Annotated in this window: 13 protein-coding genes and 1 pseudogene; 11 read left to right on the plus strand and 3 right to left on the minus strand. The window is 58.7% G+C overall.

Annotated elements, in window-relative coordinates; all coding sequences use genetic code 11:
• Positions 1 to 79: 79 nt before the first annotated feature.
• From BSU04_RS20430 to BSU04_RS20480, 11 genes and pseudogenes are all read left to right on the plus strand, one after another.
• Positions 80 to 823: an HAD family hydrolase gene (locus tag BSU04_RS20430; RefSeq protein ID WP_089162333.1), complete on the plus strand. Its 744-nt coding sequence runs from the start codon at positions 80 to 82 to the stop codon at positions 821 to 823.
• Positions 820 to 3,120: a glycoside hydrolase family 65 protein gene (locus BSU04_RS20435; RefSeq protein WP_089162334.1), complete on the plus strand. Its 2,301-nt coding sequence runs from the start codon at positions 820 to 822 to the stop codon at positions 3,118 to 3,120. Before BSU04_RS20430 ends, BSU04_RS20435 begins: the two co-directional genes overlap by 4 nt.
• 323 nt (positions 3,121 to 3,443) lie before the next feature.
• Positions 3,444 to 5,072 carry an acyl-CoA synthetase gene (locus tag BSU04_RS20440; RefSeq protein ID WP_256983120.1) on the plus strand — a complete coding sequence of 543 codons (1,629 nt, stop codon included), beginning with the start codon at positions 3,444 to 3,446 and terminating at the stop codon, positions 5,070 to 5,072.
• A gap of 35 nt (positions 5,073 to 5,107) precedes the next feature.
• Positions 5,108 to 5,860, plus strand: a complete 753-nt coding sequence (locus tag BSU04_RS20445) for an electron transfer flavoprotein subunit beta/FixA family protein (RefSeq protein ID WP_089162336.1) — start codon at positions 5,108 to 5,110, stop codon at positions 5,858 to 5,860.
• Positions 5,861 to 6,802, plus strand: coding sequence for an electron transfer flavoprotein subunit alpha/FixB family protein (locus BSU04_RS20450; RefSeq protein ID WP_089162337.1), 942 nt, complete (start codon positions 5,861 to 5,863; stop codon positions 6,800 to 6,802).
• A 22-nt stretch (positions 6,803 to 6,824) separates the two neighbouring features.
• On the plus strand, positions 6,825 to 8,612 hold the full coding sequence (locus BSU04_RS20455) for an acyl-CoA dehydrogenase (RefSeq protein ID WP_089162338.1): 1,788 nt from the start codon (positions 6,825 to 6,827) through the stop codon (positions 8,610 to 8,612).
• 27 nt (positions 8,613 to 8,639) lie between these two features.
• Positions 8,640 to 9,080, plus strand: coding sequence for a MaoC family dehydratase (locus BSU04_RS20460; RefSeq protein ID WP_089162339.1), 441 nt, complete (start codon positions 8,640 to 8,642; stop codon positions 9,078 to 9,080).
• Between the two features lie 112 nt (positions 9,081 to 9,192).
• The gene (locus BSU04_RS20465) at positions 9,193 to 9,615 is read left to right on the plus strand and encodes a phasin family protein (RefSeq protein ID WP_089162340.1); all 423 of its coding nucleotides are present in this window, start codon (positions 9,193 to 9,195) and stop codon (positions 9,613 to 9,615) included.
• A gap of 1,217 nt (positions 9,616 to 10,832) precedes the next feature.
• Positions 10,833 to 11,828 (plus strand): mechanosensitive ion channel family protein, encoded by a 996-nt coding sequence (locus tag BSU04_RS20470; RefSeq protein ID WP_179258378.1) that lies wholly within the window; start codon positions 10,833 to 10,835, stop codon positions 11,826 to 11,828.
• Positions 11,825 to 14,434: a magnesium-translocating P-type ATPase gene (gene mgtA / locus BSU04_RS20475; protein WP_089162342.1), complete on the plus strand. Its 2,610-nt coding sequence runs from the start codon at positions 11,825 to 11,827 to the stop codon at positions 14,432 to 14,434. The genes BSU04_RS20470 and mgtA overlap by 4 nt, the downstream gene beginning before the upstream one ends.
• A pseudogene (locus BSU04_RS20480) lies at positions 14,434 to 15,114 on the plus strand (VIT1/CCC1 transporter family protein). The gene mgtA and the pseudogene BSU04_RS20480 overlap by 1 nt, the downstream one beginning before the upstream one ends.
• A 334-nt stretch (positions 15,115 to 15,448) precedes the next feature.
• Here BSU04_RS20480 and BSU04_RS20485 read toward each other — a convergent pair.
• The 3 genes from BSU04_RS20485 to BSU04_RS20495 form a co-directional block, all read right to left on the minus strand.
• Entirely contained in the window at positions 15,449 to 16,096 is a 648-nt protein-coding gene (locus BSU04_RS20485) for a BON domain-containing protein (RefSeq protein ID WP_089162343.1), read from the minus strand.
• Positions 16,097 to 16,271: 175 nt separating this feature from the next.
• Positions 16,272 to 17,405 carry an alkene reductase gene (locus BSU04_RS20490; protein ID WP_089162344.1) on the minus strand — a complete coding sequence of 378 codons (1,134 nt, stop codon included), beginning with the start codon at positions 17,403 to 17,405 and terminating at the stop codon, positions 16,272 to 16,274.
• A gap of 246 nt (positions 17,406 to 17,651) precedes the next feature.
• A complete protein-coding gene (locus tag BSU04_RS20495; RefSeq protein ID WP_089162345.1) occupies positions 17,652 to 18,422 on the minus strand; it encodes a PRC-barrel domain-containing protein in 771 nt (256 codons plus the stop codon).
• Between the last annotated feature and the right edge of the window lie 281 nt (positions 18,423 to 18,703).

The raw sequence follows: 18,703 nt of genomic DNA on the forward strand, positions 1-18,703 counted from the left end.
GTGACGCAGTCGGCGCTGAAAGCACCTCAGATTCTGTTAGCTCAAACATCGATATTTGCGTCTTCGGCATGGGCCGAGCATGACGCATAGCAAAGAGCCGGTTTCCGTATCACAAGGGCCTCGAACATTATCGGCGGGGATCTTTGACGTCGACGGCGTCCTCCTTGCCTCGCCTCACGAGCGCGCCTGGCGTGAAGCGCTGGGGAACCCGGGCGATGAAGCTCGCTTCACCACGGCCATGTACCAGTCCCAGATTGCAGGCAAACCGCGGCTCGCCGGCGCTCTCGCTGCGTTGCAGGCGTTGGGTCTGCCCCACGCCGGTCTACTGGCCGAAGCCTACGCCGAGCGCAAGCAAAGACGGTTGGAGGAACTGATTCATGCGGGGGCAGTGAGTGCGTTTCCCGACGCGCTGCGCTTCGTTCGGGACGTGATGGCGTTAGGTTGGCCCATGGCTGTCGCGTCGTCGTCGAAGAACGCTAACGAAATGATGAAGCGCGTTCAACTGGACACGCACCATACTCTGCTTGATGTCTTTGGATCGAATGTCTGCGGCCGGGACTTACGACAAGGTAAGCCAAACCCGGAGATATTCCTCCTGGCTGCCGCGGATTTGCCAGCAGCGCCCAGGAACTGCTTCGTGGTGGAGGATGCGCCAGCGGGTATCGAAGCCGCGTGTGCCGGTGGGATGACGGGGCTGGGCGTCGCCCGGCTTCATGATGCAGACCTGCTCTGGGCGGCAGGCGCAAGCCTCGTTGTGACCAGCCTCGACGAAGTTTCCATCGATGAGCTTGCGCGAGGGCGGCTCTGCCGACGCGCGCCATGACCGTCGCTACAACCCTCAGCGGCGCGTTGACTCCAACAGACAATTGCGACTGGATCATCGAGGAGGCCGGATACGACCCATTGCGCGAAGGTAGCCGCGGGTCGCGCTTCGCAATTAGTAATGGCTTCCTCGGTGTGTGCGGAGCACGCGCCATACACCGGGGTGGGAGATGGGTTGGCGCGTCGCGTACGTTGGTGGCCGGACTGTTCGATACGGCAGACGAAGAACATGCCATTCCAGGTTTGATTGCAGCCCCTAACTGGCTTCAAGTCCGGATTCTGCGCGACGGTGTTCCATTGACACACCGGGAGGGCGATGGGAAGTCCCAGCATCGGATACTGGATCTACGCAGGGGCTTGTTGCTGACCGATGCACGGCTCTCCAATGCGGACGTCGTCTGGGTCCGGCTACGGAGCCTGCACCTTGCCTCTCTCAGCCATCGCGCGATCGGCCTGCAGCTCATTCAGATGGAGTTCGAGCGGGGCGAAGCCGAGATCACGCTCAACGCGTCCCTTGAGGTGTCGGACACGGGTCTTTTGCCAGAGCGGGTCGAGCAGGGCTTGGGGGTATGGAATACAACCTCGTCTGGAAAACGCCTTGCAATGGCGGCAGCTTTAACTCTGCACATCGACGGCGTGGATATCAATCCGACATCAAGCAGCCCATTGCAATGGTCATGGCGCTGGAAGTCGCGTCCTGGCCAGGTCGTTTGTCTTGCGCGGACAGTGGCCGTGACGTGTGGCGTTGCAGGAGAGGTTCATCCGGGCCAAGATGCCGTAGGGGCGCTTGATGTTGCCCGCAAACTTGGGTGGTCGGGCGTCGTGGCGGCGCATGAGACAGCGTGGACCAAGCGCTGGCATTGCAGCGATGTCGAAATCAAAGGAGACGCAGCCGCGCAAAGAGCGTTGCGGTTCGCCCTCTACCATCTGAACGGGGCAGCGAACCCTGACGACGAGCACGTGTCTATTGCGGCACGGGCGTTGACCGGCGACGATTATCGCGGACACGTGTTCTGGGATACTGAAATCTACCTTCTTCCGTTCTTTACCCTGACATGGCCCATCGCGGCGCGGGCGCTGCTTATGTACCGGTTTCATACGCTCGATGGTGCCCGCGCGAAAGCGGCCGAACTGGGGTGGCGGGGGGCGCTCTACGCATGGGAGTCCGCGGATACCGGCGCAGAGACGTGCCCCTTGCACGTGATCGGGCCTGACCGCAAGCGGGTGGAGGTCAAATGTGGACGGCAGGAACAGCACATCAGCGCGGATATTGCTTACGCCGTCTGGCAATACTGGCAGGCCACAGGAGACGATGGTTTCATGCGCGATGCCGGCGCTGAAATCTTGCTGGAGACCGCCCGGTTCTGGTCGAGCCGTGCGCGGCCGGAGCCGGATGGTCACTGCCACGTGCGCGGCGTCATCGGTCCAGATGAATATCACGAGTCGATCGACGATAGCTCCTTCACCAATGTCATGGCACGATGCAACATCCGGCGCGCGCTTGACGTGGTGGAATGGTTGCGCGCACGTTGGCCCAAACAATGGGGAAGCCTGGCGGCCCGTCTCGCCTTGAGCGATGCCGAGTTGGAGCAATGGCGTAACGTCGCCGAAACAATAATGACCGGCTTCGATCCGAAAACAGGTCTCTTTGAGCAGTTCGCGGGGTTTTTCTCATTGGATGACGTGGATCTTTCACGTTATGCCGGTCGATCGGTGCCCATTGACGTGGTACTTGGCCCAGAACAGACGCGTCAATCCCAGATCGTCAAGCAGGCCGATGTGGTGGCGCTTCTCGCGTTGCTGCCGGACGAATTTCCCGCGGACACCGGCGCAAAGAACTTCGGCTACTACGCGCCACGCTGCGCCCATGGCAGCTCACTCAGCCTTGCGATGCACGGGGTCGTCGCAGCGAGACTGGGAGAGACAGAAGCCGCACTGGACTATTTTCGCCGGACGTCGGCCATTGACCTTGAAGACAACCATGCGGCTATTGACGGCGGCGTGCACATTGCAGCCTTGGGTGGCATTTGGTCGATGGTCGTATTCGGCTTTGCGGGACTATCGCTGCACGCGGACCATTTGGCCTTGAATCCCCGCATCCCGGCTTCTTGGCAGAGTCTTCGTTTTGGATTGCAGTGGCGGGGGCGGTACCTGAAAATCAAGATCGAACACGCCACCGCAAGCCTTGAGGTGACGCTGGATGCAGGAGAGCCAATGACGCTTGTTGTCAATGGGAAGGCTTTCGCGCTAAGTCGAGACCAACCGTTTTGGGTGTTGACAAGCTCTAGTAGTCAATGACCCGCATGGCGTACGACACTATCCGCTGTAACTGAGCGCTGCTGGAAGGTCGTGCCAGCGATAAGACCCATTTGCGTTCTGCGTAGCGCTCTCTTATGCGGTCGCCCACAAACGTGAAGATCTCACACAGGGTTGACGTAGATCAACGCCCTGGCTCCGGATGGTGCTGCAATGAAAAGAGAGAGCGGATTCGATGCGACCGCGGTTTCGCGTCACAAGGCGAATCTGGAACCGAAATCGAAAATGCCTTTTTAAAAAAATTTAATTATTCTGAAGTACTTATTGAATGCTTTATAAAAACTACATACCGACCGGAGACCGCTGTGACCAGCATTAACCCCTACGACTTCGGGCTCGAAAAGAACAGTGCTAACTATGTTCCGCTGTCGCCCATCAGTTTCATCGAGCGCGCCGCCTTGGTTTACCCGAACCATGTTGCCGTTATTCATGGGGATTTGCAGTTCACGTGGAAGCAATGCTATGAGCGTTGCTTGCGCCTTGCCTCCGCGCTTAAGAAGCGTGGTGTCGGGGTGGGCGATACGGTGGCGCTGATGGCGCCAAACGTCCCGGCCATGTACGAGGCCCACTTTGCGGTGCCGATGATCGGTGCGGTGTTGAATACCCTGAATTTGCGCCTTGATGCAGAGGCTATTGGTTTCATGCTGCAGCATGGCGAAGCCAAGGTTGTCATCACCGACCGGGAGTACTCCGGGATTATGGAGCATGCTCTGCCAATGCTTGAAGAGCGACCGTTGGTGATCGACATCGATGACCCGGAATATGAGGGCGGAAAGCTTCTCGGTGAAAAAGACTACGAAGCATTCCTGCTGGAAGGCGACGCGCACTTCGAGTGGTCATTGCCCTCAGATGAATGGAATGCGATTGCGCTCAATTACACGTCTGGTACCACCGGTAACCCGAAGGGAGTGGTCTATCACCATCGTGGAGCGTACCTCAACGCGGTGTCGAACATCCTGTCGTTAGGCATGCCGCAACACGCAGTGTATTTGTGGACACTGCCCATGTTTCATTGCAACGGCTGGTGCTTCCCCTGGACCATGGCGGCCAATGCCGGCACGAACGTGTGCTTGCGTCGCGTGGATGCAAAGGCCATTTTCCATGCGATCAAGAAGTACAAAGTAACCCATTTCTGTGCCGCACCGATCGTGCATACCATGCTGATCAACGTGCCGGAAGAGGCCCGCAGCGGTATCGAGCACAGGGTTTCGGGCTGTATCGCAGGCGCTGCGCCGCCGGCTTCTGTCATCGAGGGGATGGAGCGGATCGGTTTTGACATTACGCATGTCTATGGGCTGACCGAAACCTATGGCCCCGCTGCCATATGCGCCAAGCAGAACGGTTGGGACGAACTGCCTTTGGAGCAACGTGCCGAACTAAACGGACGTCAGGGTGTGCGAGCGCCGATGCTCGAAGACATGGTGGTCATGGATCCGGCAAGCATGGAGCCCGTTCCCTGGGACGGTGAGACGATGGGCGAGATCATGTTCCGCGGCAATCTGATCATGAAGGGATATCTGAAGAACCCGCATGCCACGGAGAAGGAGTTTGCTGGCGGCTGGTTTCATAGCGGTGACCTGGCGGTGGTCGGACCAGACGGGTACGTCAAGATCAAGGACCGCTCGAAGGACATCATCATTTCAGGCGGTGAGAACATTTCGTCGCTCGAAGTGGAGGACGTACTTTATCGGCATGCTGCGGTAGTCGGCGCCGCGGTCGTGGCGCGGCCCGACGAGAAATGGGGCGAAGTCGCGTGCGCCTTTGTCGAACTCAGGGATGGTGGACAAGTCACTGAACTGGAACTTATCGACTTCTGTCGCGAACGCATGGCACGCTTCAAAGTGCCGAAGAAGATCATCTTCGGACCGCTGACAAGAACGGGGTCCGGCAAGATTCAGAAGTTCCTGTTGCGCGAACAGGCCCAGGCGCTCTAGCAGCCTAAAACTCGCACACAAGCAGTGAGCGGACTATGAAGATACTGGTTAGCGTAAAACGCGTGCTTGACTACAACGTCAAGGTTCGCGTCAGCCCGGATGGGCGCGGTGTCGACTTGGCCAACGTCAAGATGTCGATGAACCCGTTCGACGAAATTGCCGTGGAAGAGGCGGTACGACTCAAGGAAGCCGGCATTGCGACAGACGTGGTGGCGGTGTCGTGCGGCGCGTCCAAGTGTCAGGAGACGCTGCGCACCGCCTTAGCGATTGGCGCAGACCGAGCGATTTTGCTTGAAAGCGATGTCGAACTGCAACCGCTGGCGGTCGCCAAACTCCTTAAGGCACTGGTAGAGAAAGAGCAGCCGCAGATTGTCTTTTGCGGCAAGCAAGCCATCGATGACGATGCCAACCAGACCGGCCAGATGCTGGCGGCGCTCATGGGCTGGCCTCAAGCCACCTTTGCCTCCAAGGTGGTCGTCAAAGACAACACCACGGCCACCGTCACGCGCGAGGTCGATGGCGGACTGGAGACGTTAGAGCTTCAGCTTCCTGCCGTCATCACCACTGATTTGCGGCTGAATGAGCCGCGCTACGTAACGCTGCCCAACATCATGAAAGCGAAGAAAAAGCCACTCGAGACGATTGCGCCCGAAACGCTTGGCGTGGACGTCACCCCGCGGCTGGAGACCCTCGCAGTGGCGGAGCCGTCCAAGCGCACTGCCGGTATCCGCGTGGCGGACGTAAAGCAGCTTATTGATAAGCTCAAGAACGAAGCGAAGGTGATCTGAATGGCGATTCTCGTAATTGCGGAGCACGACCATATGTCGATCAAAAGTGCGACGCTGAATACCATCGCCGCTGCGAAGGAGATCGGCGGCGATATTGACGTGCTGGTGGCGGGCCACGGTTGCGATGCGGCAGCGCGGGCGGTTGCCGAGATCGACGGGGTCGTCAGGGTGCGCGTTGCGGATGCCTCGCACTATGTCGACCAGTCCGCCGAGAACATCGCCGCCCTGATCGTTGCTCACTCCGGCGGGTACACCCACATCCTGGCGCCCGCTACCACCTTCGGCAAGAATTTGCTGCCGCGGGTTGCGGCGCTGCTCGATGTGGCGCAGATCTCCGACATCGTCGCTGTAAAGTCCAGCGACACGTTTATACGACCGATCTACGCTGGCAATGCGCTGGCAACAGTCAAATCCCGCGACACAGTCAAAGTGGTAACGGTTCGCAGCACAGGGTTCGACGCGGCTCGCCCAGGCGGTTCCGCGGCGGTCGAAGCTTTGCCAGCGGGTGCCGATTTCGCTCTGTCAAAACTGACAGGGCGCGACCTCACGAAGTCGGAGCGCCCTGAACTCGGTGACGCCAAGATCGTCGTCTCCGGCGGCCGAGGACTGGGAAATGGGGAGAACTACCACAGGCTGCTCGATCCCCTGGCCGACAAACTCGGTGCAGCGCTCGGTGCCTCGCGCGCAGCCGTGGATGCCGGCTTCGTACCAAACGACTATCAGGTTGGCCAGACCGGCAAAATCGTGGCCCCTGATCTGTACATCGCCGTCGGTATATCCGGCGCGATCCAGCATTTGGCCGGCATGAAGGATTCCAAGGTAATCGTCGCTATCAACAAAGATGCTGATGCACCGATTTTCCAGGTCGCGGATTACGGCCTGGTGGCTGATTTGTTTGAGGCATTGCCGGAACTTTCCGGCTTATTGACTGAAAGCGGGTAGGCCCGGACCGAAGGACACAACGATGACGACGTACGTAGCACCGACACGCGACATGCTGTTCGCGATGAACGACCTGGCAGGCCTTGCTGAGATCGCAGCGCTGCCAGGCAATGACGAAGTGACGCCGGACCTCGTGGAAGCGATCCTTGACGAGGCGGCGAAATTTGCGTCCGAAGTGCTTGCCCCTATCAATGCTCAGGGCGACCGCCAAGGCTGCCAATGCAAGGATGGAGAAGTCACGACCGCCGACGGGTTCAAGGCGGCCTACAGCAAGTTCATCGAAAGCGGGTGGAACGCCATGCCGGCAAGTCCCGACTTCGGCGGTCAGGGCTTGCCTTCATTGGTGTCCACTGCAGTGCTCGAGATGTGGAAGGCGTCCAACATGGCTTTTTCCTTGTGCCAGATGCTGACCCTCGGTGCAGTTGCAGCTATCGCGCACCACGGGCGTGAACAGGACAAGCAACTGTACTTGCCGAAGATGGTGTCGGGCGAATGGACCGGAACCATGAACCTCACTGAGTCGCAGGCGGGCTCGGATCTGTCCGCGGTTCGCTCCAAGGCGCAGCCCGAGGGGGATCACTACCGCATCTCAGGCACCAAGATCTTCATCACGTGGGGCGAGCATGACATGGCGGAGAACATCATCCACATGGTCCTCGCACGCCTGCCAGACGCACCGGAAGGCACGAAGGGGATCTCGTTGTTCGTCGTACCCAAGTTCCTGGTGAACGCCGACGGCAGTCTGGGCCAGCGCAACGATCTCATTTGCGCGTCGATCGAGCACAAGATGGGTATCCATGGCAGTCCGACCGCGGTCATGGCCTTCGGCGAAAACGAAGGCGCGATCGGCTACCTGGTGGGCGAAGCAAACCGTGGCCTCGCGTGCATGTTCACCATGATGAACCACGCCCGCCTCAACGTCGGACTCGAAGGCGTAGCCATCTCCGAGCGCGCTTACCAGCAGGCCTTGGGGTATGCGCGTGAGCGCGTGCAGAGCAGTCCCATTGGCTCTCCAGGCGGCGCTCCCGTCGCGATCATCCGCCACCCCGACGTACGGCGCATGTTGATGAACATGAAGGCGCGTATCGAAGCCATGCGTGCGCTCGCTTATTTCGCCGCTGCTCAGATGGACAAGGCGCACTCGCATCCAGACCCAGACGAGCGCAGGATGCGTCAAACCATCACGGATCTGCTGACGCCCGTTGTCAAAGGGTGGTGTACCGAAAATGCCATCGACATTACTTCCACTGGCATTCAGGTGCACGGCGGCGTTGGCTTCATCGAAGAGACCGGCGCTTGCCAGCACATGCGCGATGCACGCATCACCACCATCTACGAGGGTACGACAGGAATCCAGGCAAATGATCTCATCGGACGGAAGGTGGCTCGCGATAAAGGCGCCGCGGTGAAACTTCTGCTGGGTGAGATGAACGCCACCTTGGCTGCTCTCGACGCCGCGGGGGACAAAGAGCTCCGAGTCATCGGTGAATCGCTGCAAGGCGGAACATTGGCGCTGGAGCAGGCAACCGAATGGCTGCTCGCGAACTACGATCGCAATCCAGCCAGCGCGGCAGCCGGAGCGGTGCCTTACCTCAAGTTATGCGGCACCGTGATCGGGGGCTGGCTCATGGCGCGCGCTGCCTTGGTCGCTACAACCAGACTTTCGACGGCCGACGCCGACTTCCACCGGGCGAAGGTGGTCACTGCGCGCTTTTATGCCGAGCATGTGTTGCCTGAGGCGCAAGCCTATTGCCAAGCCATCGTCAACGGCGCCAGCTCGGTTCTCGCGTTGGAAGAATCACTGTTCTAAGCAGCCCGAATCAATAGGTGTAAGGTGATGAACGAACTCAACGGCTACGACTACGAAGATTTGAAACCGGGCATGAGCGCCACATTTGCGAAGACTATCACTGAGGCAGACATCGTGCTCTTCGCCGCCGTTTCCGGCGACAACAACGCCGTGCATATCAATGAGGAGTTCGCTCAAACGACCCGGTTCAAAGGCCGAATTGCTCACGGTATGCTGACCGCCAGCGTGATCTCAGCGGCGATCGCCGGTCGGCTGCCCGGCCCGGGGACGATCTACCTGAGCCAGAATCTGCGTTTCACAGCGGCGGTGAAGCCCGGTGACACCGTCCACGCCACTGTAACCGTCAAGGAAATGTTACCTGAGAAGCGGCGCGTAACGCTCACCACCGTCTGTCGCGTGGCCAACAAGGTGGTGATCGACGGAGACGCGCTGGTTATGCCTACTTCGAAGCAGGCCCGCGAGACCTAGGGACGGATGCGGACGCTTTGACCGGCACTCGCCTCCGCCGCAACAAACCGGGCGGCCATAGCATGCCTCCTGCCTGTAAACCCGCAACGAACCTACTTACCGAGAGACGATCATGGAAACTGAAACCACCACCCCATTCGCCGACGTAACCAAGCTGATCCAGCAGTTCAAGGTCCCGGGCCTCGACATGGCGCAGATCATCGAGTCGCGTCGCAAGGATATGGAGGCCCTCGTTGAGGCCAACAAGGCCACCTATGAGGCGATGCAAGCGCTCGCACGTCGGCAAACAGAGCTCCTGACCCAGGCCATGCAAGAGATTCAGGAGTCTGCTAAAGCCTTGGCCGCTGGCGGGTCCGCTGGGGCGGACCTTGCGAAGCAGACTGAGTTAGTGCGCGGCGGTTACCAGAAAGCGCTGGCCGATACGAAGAGCCTAGCGGAAATGGCACGCAAGTCGCAGACCGATGCGATGGATATCATCACGCAGCGGGCCACGCAGAGCCTGGAAGAGATGAAAAAATTGATGCAGCCAAACTAAAGGCGCCCTATGGACGCGGCGGCCGATGGTCGCCGCGTGGGCCACACACCTTGAAAAAACGATGGTGTCGCACTCCAAGTATTCCGTGGACCGGTCGGGCAGCCCTCGCGACGCACCCGTACCCTGGAAGGGAACGCGATAACCCGATCGAGCGGGTGCACTGGAGTGGCAGCGACCCACAACGCACACACAAACTCCTCCCGTGCTTCGGGTCGATCCAGCAACTCTTCACTGAAGGCGCATGTGAAACGCGCTTCACTCTATCGCGAACAACTCGCAGCCACGGTTCGTCGCATGGCGCAAATTCACCGAGTTGGCCCTCCGTCGAATGCTTTCTGATCAATCGGCAAACTTACCGCCATGCCGTCTCCCCCTCGGCAAGTTGATAATGACGCTTGGACTGGTGCAGTCGTACGCCAAAGCACGAATAGATTCCGACCTTTCGCACAGCCATTTCATTCGAATTAAATTACTGCTTAACCCGTTGGTGTCCCGGGTTCCGACCGTACCTCCTCTCAGTGATTTACCGACAGAGCTCAATCTGCCGTTAGTCGCCCGTGCATTCGAAGCCGCGAACCTGAGTAGTTTCCGAGCCTGCCGCGGGTTCGTGGCGAAGCCCATAATCGGCTGAGCGCAGAGAAATGATTGGCTTCGGCTCTATTGCTGTCGTCGCTTGAGAACCTGCCCAGCGAGGTCAGTTAGTACGTCGCCGGCTCTTGTTCTGCACCGACCGGCGGGCGTTTTCCGATCGGGCAGCTCCCGCGAGACTCCGCTTTTGCACTTCGATGCAGCGATCTTCTTCGCGACCGTCAGGGAGGTCGTCTCCTGACGCTGAAGCCAGTTCGCGCGGGTGGGCGCTGCGTTTGCGCAGACATTCACATGAGCGACATCTAGAGCTTGCCATGGGTTTCTTTGAGAGGAGCGTCAGTTCTTGCTCGTCGCCGATCTTGCACGGCATGACTGTATCGACTTTCTGCGCCAAGTGGTGGAGATGGGCATCTTCAAACAAACGAACTATCCGCTCTAGAAGGTGAACCGGGATCGAGCGGATCTCAGTGCAGGCAGCTTCAACGGCGCTGCCGCTCCTGTACGTGGGACGGCTCTTCGAATCACATCAATTGACGCGCCCGAAGCCGAGGACGAAACGGCACTCCGGCGCACGGGACTATAGCAAGATGATTGGTTTGACAGAGATTTGCCTCCTATCGACTGCGGCCGTGCTTCTGTTGCTTCGTGCACTGCCATACCTTCGACCTTACCACCCACTGTTTGGCGGCGGCGGTGTGCTACTGCTGATTACCGCAGTATTTCCGCGGACAGGTAACCCTCTAGGACAATTTCTCTTCGGGACGACGGGAGGTGGCCTGCGCCTGCCACGCGAATTGTTCGGGATCGTGTGGTGGATTCTGGGTGCGTGGTTGTTCAAAAGCCTGCTTGATCTAGTGCTACTCCGAACGTTTTTCCCCGATAATGACGAGCCTCACGCGCGACGCCTGTTCGCGGATCTAGCATCGGGTCTCATCTATGCCCTTGCCTTCGTTGGCATCGTCGGCACTGTCTTCAAAGAACCGGTCTCAACCTTCCTGGCGACTTCCGGCGTCCTGGCAATTGTCCTCGGCCTGGCGCTCCAGAACACCCTCGGTGACGTACTTTCCGGTCTCGCGATCAACATCGAACGTCCATTTGGAGCAGGGGACTGGATTACCTTGGCTGATCAGGTCTCTGGCCAGGTCATGCAGGTCAATTGGCGGGCTACCCGGCTTAGGACATGGTCTCATGACATGGTCGTCATACCGAACAGCTTCATTTCGAAGTCCATCGTGACGAACCACAGCCGTCCGAAAGGTCCCCACCGCTGCATTATTAGTCTCAGGGTCGATCTCGCAGTGGCGCCTTCGCGCGTGATCCAAGCGTTAATAGCGGCTGCCACCGGTAGCCCAGACATCGCCCACGGCACCACTCCGCAGGCCTACGCATGTGCATTCACGGACTCTCTCCTGGACTACGAGTTGGCTTTTGCGATCGACAGCTTTGCGCTGACGCCTGGTGCGAAATCCGAGATGATCGAGCGCATAGCGGACGCCCTCCGGGATCTTGACATCCATATTGGCAAACCGGCGATGGATGTCCGCATCGTTGCACAGGGTGATCTCGCTGTCGCCGCTGGCGTGCTGCACAGCGCTGCCCCATTACAACCGAACGGAAGCCGATGAAAACGATCGGTAAATGCGAGGGCGTTAGGGAGCCGGATCTCCACGATGCTATCGGTGTCGCAAATGGCGAACCCACTCCCGATGATTTCTGGAGCGGGCCCGTAGACAGGCTTCTTGTTCACTTGGCAACTACCGCTACCGGCCTAAAGACGTCTGAGGCGCAGTCGCGCTTAGCGACCTATGGACCAAACGACGCCGCAATCGACAAGCAGGCGCCGCTGTGGCTCCGATTTCTTGCCCGCTTCCGCAATCCACTCGTCATCATCCTGCTTTTCGCAAGCGGACTATCCGCGGCGGCTGGTGACATGATGAGCTTCATCATCGTGCTGAGCATTGTCATGCTTAGCATGATCATCGATTTCGTCCAAGAGGTGCGCGCCCAGAATGCGGTCGAGGCGCTGCGCCGCTCAGTGGCGGTTGAGGCCACCGTCCGACGTAACGGCACATGCGTGTCGTTGCCGATGGACCGACTGGTCCCTGGCGACATTGTTGAACTGATCGCTGGCGACCTTGTTCCCGCTGATTCGAGATTGCTTGCGAGCCGGGATTTATTCGTCAACCAGGCCCTTCTTACGGGCGAGTCTTATCCGGCTGAAAAACAGACTGGCAACCTGCCATCTGGTGCCGAAAATCCGGCCGGGGCATCCAACTCCGTCTTTGCCGGCACCTCAGTTATCAGCGGCACCGCGACGATCGTCGTCTGCCAAACTGGCAGCAAGACAGCGCTTGGGCATCTCGCGACGACTCTGGCGGAAAAACCGCCGGATACGGCATTCGTGGTCGGCATTCGTCGCTTTGGCATGTTGATCATGCGTTTCACCGTGTTAATGGTGCTGTTCGTCCTTGTTGTAAACATCTCGTTTCATAGGCCGGTTCTGGAATCGCTAATGTTTGCGGCGGCGCTCGCCGTGGGGCTGACACCTGAGCTTCTACCGATGATCGTGACAGTGACCCTTGCCCGATCGGCGATCGCACTGGCCAAACGAAAAGTGATCGTAAAGCGCCTCTCAGCGATTCACGATCTCGGTGCCATGAACGTGCTGTGCACCGACAAGACCGGGACGCTGACGGAAGCCACGATCAAGCTTGTCAGCGCGATCGATGGATACGGGGTGGAGAGCGCGGCCGCCTATGCGGATGCCTTCATCAATAGCCGCTTCGAAAGCGGTATGAAGAGTCCACTGGACGAAGCAATTCTCGCTGCCCATCCGTTCGACATGACCGGTTGGAAGAAGCTTGACGAAGTCCCATTCGATTTTGAGCGACGGCGCGTGTCGGTCCTGGTCGAGCACGACGCCAAGCGCCGTCTCGTGGTGAAAGGCGCACCTGAAGACCTGCTGCGACTTGCCGATCGATACACGACGCAGGATGGCAAAGAGCTACCGATCAATCCCGAAACGCGCGGCATCTTCGAGGCGACCCTCGACGCCCTCGGCGCGCAGGGCCTCCGCGCACTCGGTATCGCGAGCCGGGAGGTGGGTGAAAACCATCAGAGCGCTGCTCTCACCGACGAGTGCAACCTGACGTTCTCCGGTTTCGCCGTTTTCCTCGATCCCCCAAAATCCAGTGCCGGCACGACGATCCGGGAGTTGGCCGAAGCTGGCATAACAGTGAAAGTCCTGACCGGCGACAACGAACTTGTCACCCGCCACGTCTTCGGCGAGATCGGCGTGCCAGTTACGGGTGTTCTCACGGGAGATTCATTAGCCCATCTTTCGGATGAGGCGCTGCTCGGGCAGCTCCCGCAGGTGAACCTGTTTTGCCGGATCAACCCGCAACAGAAGCATCGTATTCTGCTGGCGCTCAAGCGGCTTGGCCACGTCGTCGGCTTCATGGGAGATGGCATCAACGACGCTCCGGCGTTGCACGCGGCAGACGTCGGGATCTCTGTCGATGGCGCTGCTGACGTGGCGCGCGCAGCCGCCGATCTGATCCTGCTCGAACATGATCTTTCGGTCGTGCGCGACGCCGTGGTCCAAGGCCGCAGTGCCGTTGAGAACGTGTCCAAATACGTCCTGATGGGGGCAAGCTCGAATTTTGGCAACATGTTCAGCATGGCTGGCGCTGCGCTCATACTGCCGTTCCTGCCCATGTTGCCGATCCAGATATTGCTTAATAACCTGATCTACAATGTCTCCGAAATCGCGATCCCGTTCGACCGGGTCGATCCGGAGGCGGTCAGCGTACCCATCAAATGGAACATCAAGCTGATCCAGCGATTCATGCTCGTATTCGGCCCAATCAGCTCCGTTTTCGACTTTCTCACGTTCTATGCGCTGCTGCATCTATTCGGGGCCGGTCAAGCCTTGTTCCAAACCGGCTGGTTTATCGAGTCGATGACAACGCAGGTCCTTGTCGTTTTCTGCATTCGGACGCGACGATGGTCCTTCTCCAGTCGGCCGAGCTGGTTTCTCGTTGGCATTTCTCTTTCTGCTGTGGCTATAGCGATCGGCCTTCCGCTTCTTTCTGTTGGCAAGTGGTTCGGGTTTGTGAAGCCACCTCCGATGATTTTCGTCTACGTCATCCCCGTGACCGTGGCATATCTTGCGCTCGTCGAGGTCACGAAGGTCCTTTTCTATCGTCTCGGAGCGAGAAGCTTATGGTGATGGCGCGACAGAGAGAACGACACCGGACGGGCAAAGCGGTTGGCTGCGCGCCGCTGTGTTGGGGGCCAATGACGGTATCTTATCGACGTCGAGTCTGGTTCTCGGTGTTGTCGCAGCGCATGGAAGTCATAGCAGCGTCTTGATCGCCGGAGTCGCAGGAGTTGTCGCTGGTGCGATGTCGATGGCCGCAGAGGAGTATGTGTCGGTGCACTCGCAGGCAGACACCGAGCAGGCGGACTTGGCGCTCGAACGGACCGAACTCAAAACGGACAATCCCGGCGAGCACGCTGAACTCACGGCGATCTATGTCGGCCGCGGCCTCGATACAGCGCTCGCCAAACAGGTTGCTGACAAGCTGATGGCTCATGACGCTCTTGGCGCGCACGCCCGAGACGAACTCGGCTTGTCGGAGGCCCTCAAAGCCCGCCCGATACAAGCAGCGCTTGCCTCGGCAGGCAGCTTCCGCCTTGCCGCTGCTCGTGACCGCTTTGTCACCCGAACCTCAGATAACTGTCTTCGTCTCTGCCGCGTCTCTGCTTTTCCTGGCCTTTTTAGGTGGTCTCGCGGCGCGAGTCGGTGGCGCTCGCGTGATTACGGGTGCGATCAGGGTCACGTTTTGGGGAGCAATGGCGATGGGGATAACTGCGGGCGTCGGCGACCTATTTGGAAGGTTAACGTGAACGATGGATAGCAGGCACGATATTCGATTTTGACAATCTTGAGCGCTGTATCCTTGAGCGATAGCACCAAGCCCTGCATCGGCTTACATCGAAAATGAGGGCTATCGGACCGGAGGGGCGTATTAGACACGCTGACTGACGTGGGACAACCTGGGAGTTGCTCAGGCCACGTCGTAGCGTCATGGATACGACCTGTTGGTTTCAGTTTGTCTCGAAAGAAAACAGCGCTTCGCTGGCAACCTTCGAGCAGGAGCGTTTCGCACTTCGCAAGGTCTGCCATGGCGGTCCGCTGATCTGCCTACCCAACGGCATTGGGTAGGCAGATAGCGGCTCTTCAGACAACAGTGATGGCGTTCTCGACATCCGTCGTGCCAGGTGCGGCCCAAGCGGCAGCGGTTGCCTCGTCACGCTCGTACCAGGATTCTACTTTCCCGGTCAACCTCACTTTCCCACCCTGCGCGGTCACGTTGATTGACGCAGGATCGAACCACGAGCGGTCCAATGCAAAAATGATGTCGTCTCTGATCTTAGACGTGTTAGGCCTCGGCTTGATAGTGATCTCGTTTGAGACGCCGACGACACCCCAAAGTCCGCGAACATCGTGCGCCGCAGCGTCTTGTTGGTAATGCCAATCGACTTCGCCGGTGAGGGTGACCCAGCCTTTTTCCACTTTAGCCTGAACGGCGTCGCTCGGAATAGCAGTGTCCCATTTCATACGATTGACCGCCGCAGAAGCAATTTCTTCATCGCCATGCTTTACATTGAAGGGCAGACGAACCTCAAGCTCCTCGGCAACCGCCTTGACGTCCTTAAGCCGGCGCGTAGCCTTCTCCGCAGCAAACTTCTCCGCATAGCTCTCGACGTGACCCATGAGAGTCACGACACCGGCTTTCGCAGTCACGCCTATGTGAGCGGCGTTTACACTCGGTTCCCACTTCAGTCCGTCAAGCACGGCTTGTTTCAATTGCTTATCGTCAGACATGGTTATTCTCCTGGTTTGATACAGAACTCGTGACGCCCTAAACTCCATGGGCTTGCGACCATGCGAGGGCAGGCTCGGAAGCTAAACGACCCGGTCAGTCCCTTCCGAAGTGGGGGTAGCACCGCGACCGGTGACGGCTGTTTTTATCTTTGCGTCGTGTTCGAGTGCGGGTTTCTCACGGAAGCTCTACCGCGGCGCCGCTTTCTTCAAGTGTGGGGTAGTCGGTATAGCCGCGGGCGCCGCCGCCATAGAACGTTTCCTCACCGATGAGGTTGTTGAGTGGAGCATTCAACCTAAGCCGCTGCACGAGATCTGGATTGGCCATGAATAGTCGTCCAAACGACACCAGATCGGCGCGGCCACTGGCCACCGCATCTATCGCCATCTGCCGGTCATAGCCGTTGTTGACCATCCAGACGCCATCGGAACGGTCATGCAGGGCGGCATAATCAAACGCAATACTGTCCCTGGCGCCGCCCGTCTCGCCCTCAACAATGTGCAAGTACGCCAAACCAAGGGGATTGAGGGCTCCTACGACATGATCGAAGAGCGCCTGCGGGTGGCTGTCCCGTGAATCGCCGGCGGTGGAGACCGGCGATAGCCGAACGCCGAGGCGCTCGGCTCCAATGGCGTCCGCGCAAACCCTGCTAACTTCGAGGAGCAGTCTTGAGCGGTTCTCGATGGAGCCGCCATACGCGTCGGTACGATGATTGGTTCCGTCGCGTAGAAAGGCATCGAGCAGGTAGCCGTGAGCGCCATGCAGTTCTACGCCGTCGAATCCGGCCTCGATGGCTCGCATGGAGGCGTGACGGAAGTCCTCGATAATGCCCGGGATCTCGTCTAACCGGAGCGCGCGGGGCATCGACACGTCGACAAAACCCTTTCCGGCCAAGAAGGTTTTGGTTTTTGCGCGGATCGCGGAAGGGCCTACGGGTGCTTGGCCGTCTTGCTGGAAGCTGGTGTGGGAGACACGGCCCGTGTGCCACAATTGAACGACTATGATGCCGCCCTTGGCGTGCACAGCGTCAGTTATCCTTTTCCAGCCTCGGACCTGATCGTCTGTAAAGCATCCTGGCGTGCCGTCGTAACCTTGCGCTTGAACGGATATCTGCGTGGCTTCGGCGATGATTAAGCCGGCCGTGGCGCGTTGGGCGTAATACTCGAGAGCAAACGGTCCTGGCACCAGGCCTGGCCCGGCTCGATTTCGGGTGAGGGGGGCCATGACGATGCGATTGGCGAGTTTGAAAGCGCCTGCACGCATGGGTTCGAACAGAGCCCGAACTGAGCGGGTTTGGTAAGTTTTTTTCATGCTGTGGCTCACGGATTATGGGTGGCGGATTGCGTGGGAAGGAGGCGCAATATCGGCGCCTCTCGAGGTTTGGACGAGGCGATGTATGCTGTCGCCTTATCGATCGCCCCCCGCGACGATTTCATCGGATGATTGGTCACCCCGAGTCTTTTCGGCGGGCGAGAGCTCTTCAAAAATCCCAGACGTCGGGATAGTCATGCTTCGACGGCAATAGGAAGCATTTGACAAAATTCATGTCGAAAAATATCAAGACCAGTAAGCTTCTCGACCGTAGAAATTATGGAGTTGAGTCTCGTACATGCGGTTCAGAGGGACGGCGTCGACGTACGCTGGACTATGCTCGACTGCATCGCGATTGAGCGTTGTCGAAACCGTGAATCTGACCGAATCGACACTCTCGATCCATTCGGTCGACAGTAGTATTTCCCTCGCGCTGTCCCACCAGTCTCGTGTATCGACAGCCATGTAGCGTACGACCCATGTCTCATCGTCGAACACAAAATCCGCGACGTGCCCGATGGCGCCGTCCGCGGTCGCCACGGAGAAGCTTCCTGCCTGTTGCGCACTTAGCAGATGTAGGTTGGCGCGCGAGCCTTTCACGTGAAGCGTTGGGCGCAGTTGCAAGGATTCAAGGCCCGGCCTTGAGTCGTTGGATCCTGCGGGGTTAGACGCATAGGTCGACGTGGCTCTGGCGGCCCAATAGGGTCTGCATCCGTAGTAATTGAACAGCTTGGTTTCCTGGAGGCGGGAGACGGGTTTTCGGGTATCGATTGGGGGGCTACCCGTCATCTGCCGCTGTGTCAGGTTCAAGGTGACAAGGCCTGCCGCGAAATCAATTCCTCTAACAGACAAAGGAGATACCCAGACTTCCTGCCAGTTGTTCCATCCCATCGCCTCGATAACAATAAAGCGGATACCCCACATCTCGTCATCGAAATAGACATGCTCCACCGCGCCGAGCTGGCCATCCGGGCAAGTTACTTTGCAGCGTTTCAGATCTTCTATGCTTCGTAACATAAGGGTGCCCTATCACTAGAAATGGCGAATCTGCCTGCTCGCCGAAGCCGGCCGCGAGGTTGGAAAATCCTGTTGGTCCGGCAGGCTAGCTTTGATGCACCCCCAAGCCGCCATGCCGTTGCAGGAATATGAACAAGCGTAAAGGTGGAGTTCCGCTAGCGATAGACTCGGAATCTACTCATGAAGACGTGCGGCTCGCTTGACAGACGTAGGGCACGCTCCGATGCTAAAGCGTTTGGGTGACGACGCCTGTTCCATCGAGAGGAGATAACGCACGCACA

Source organism: Caballeronia sordidicola (assembly GCF_002220365.1).
Taxonomy (GTDB): domain Bacteria; phylum Pseudomonadota; class Gammaproteobacteria; order Burkholderiales; family Burkholderiaceae; genus Caballeronia; species Caballeronia sordidicola_C.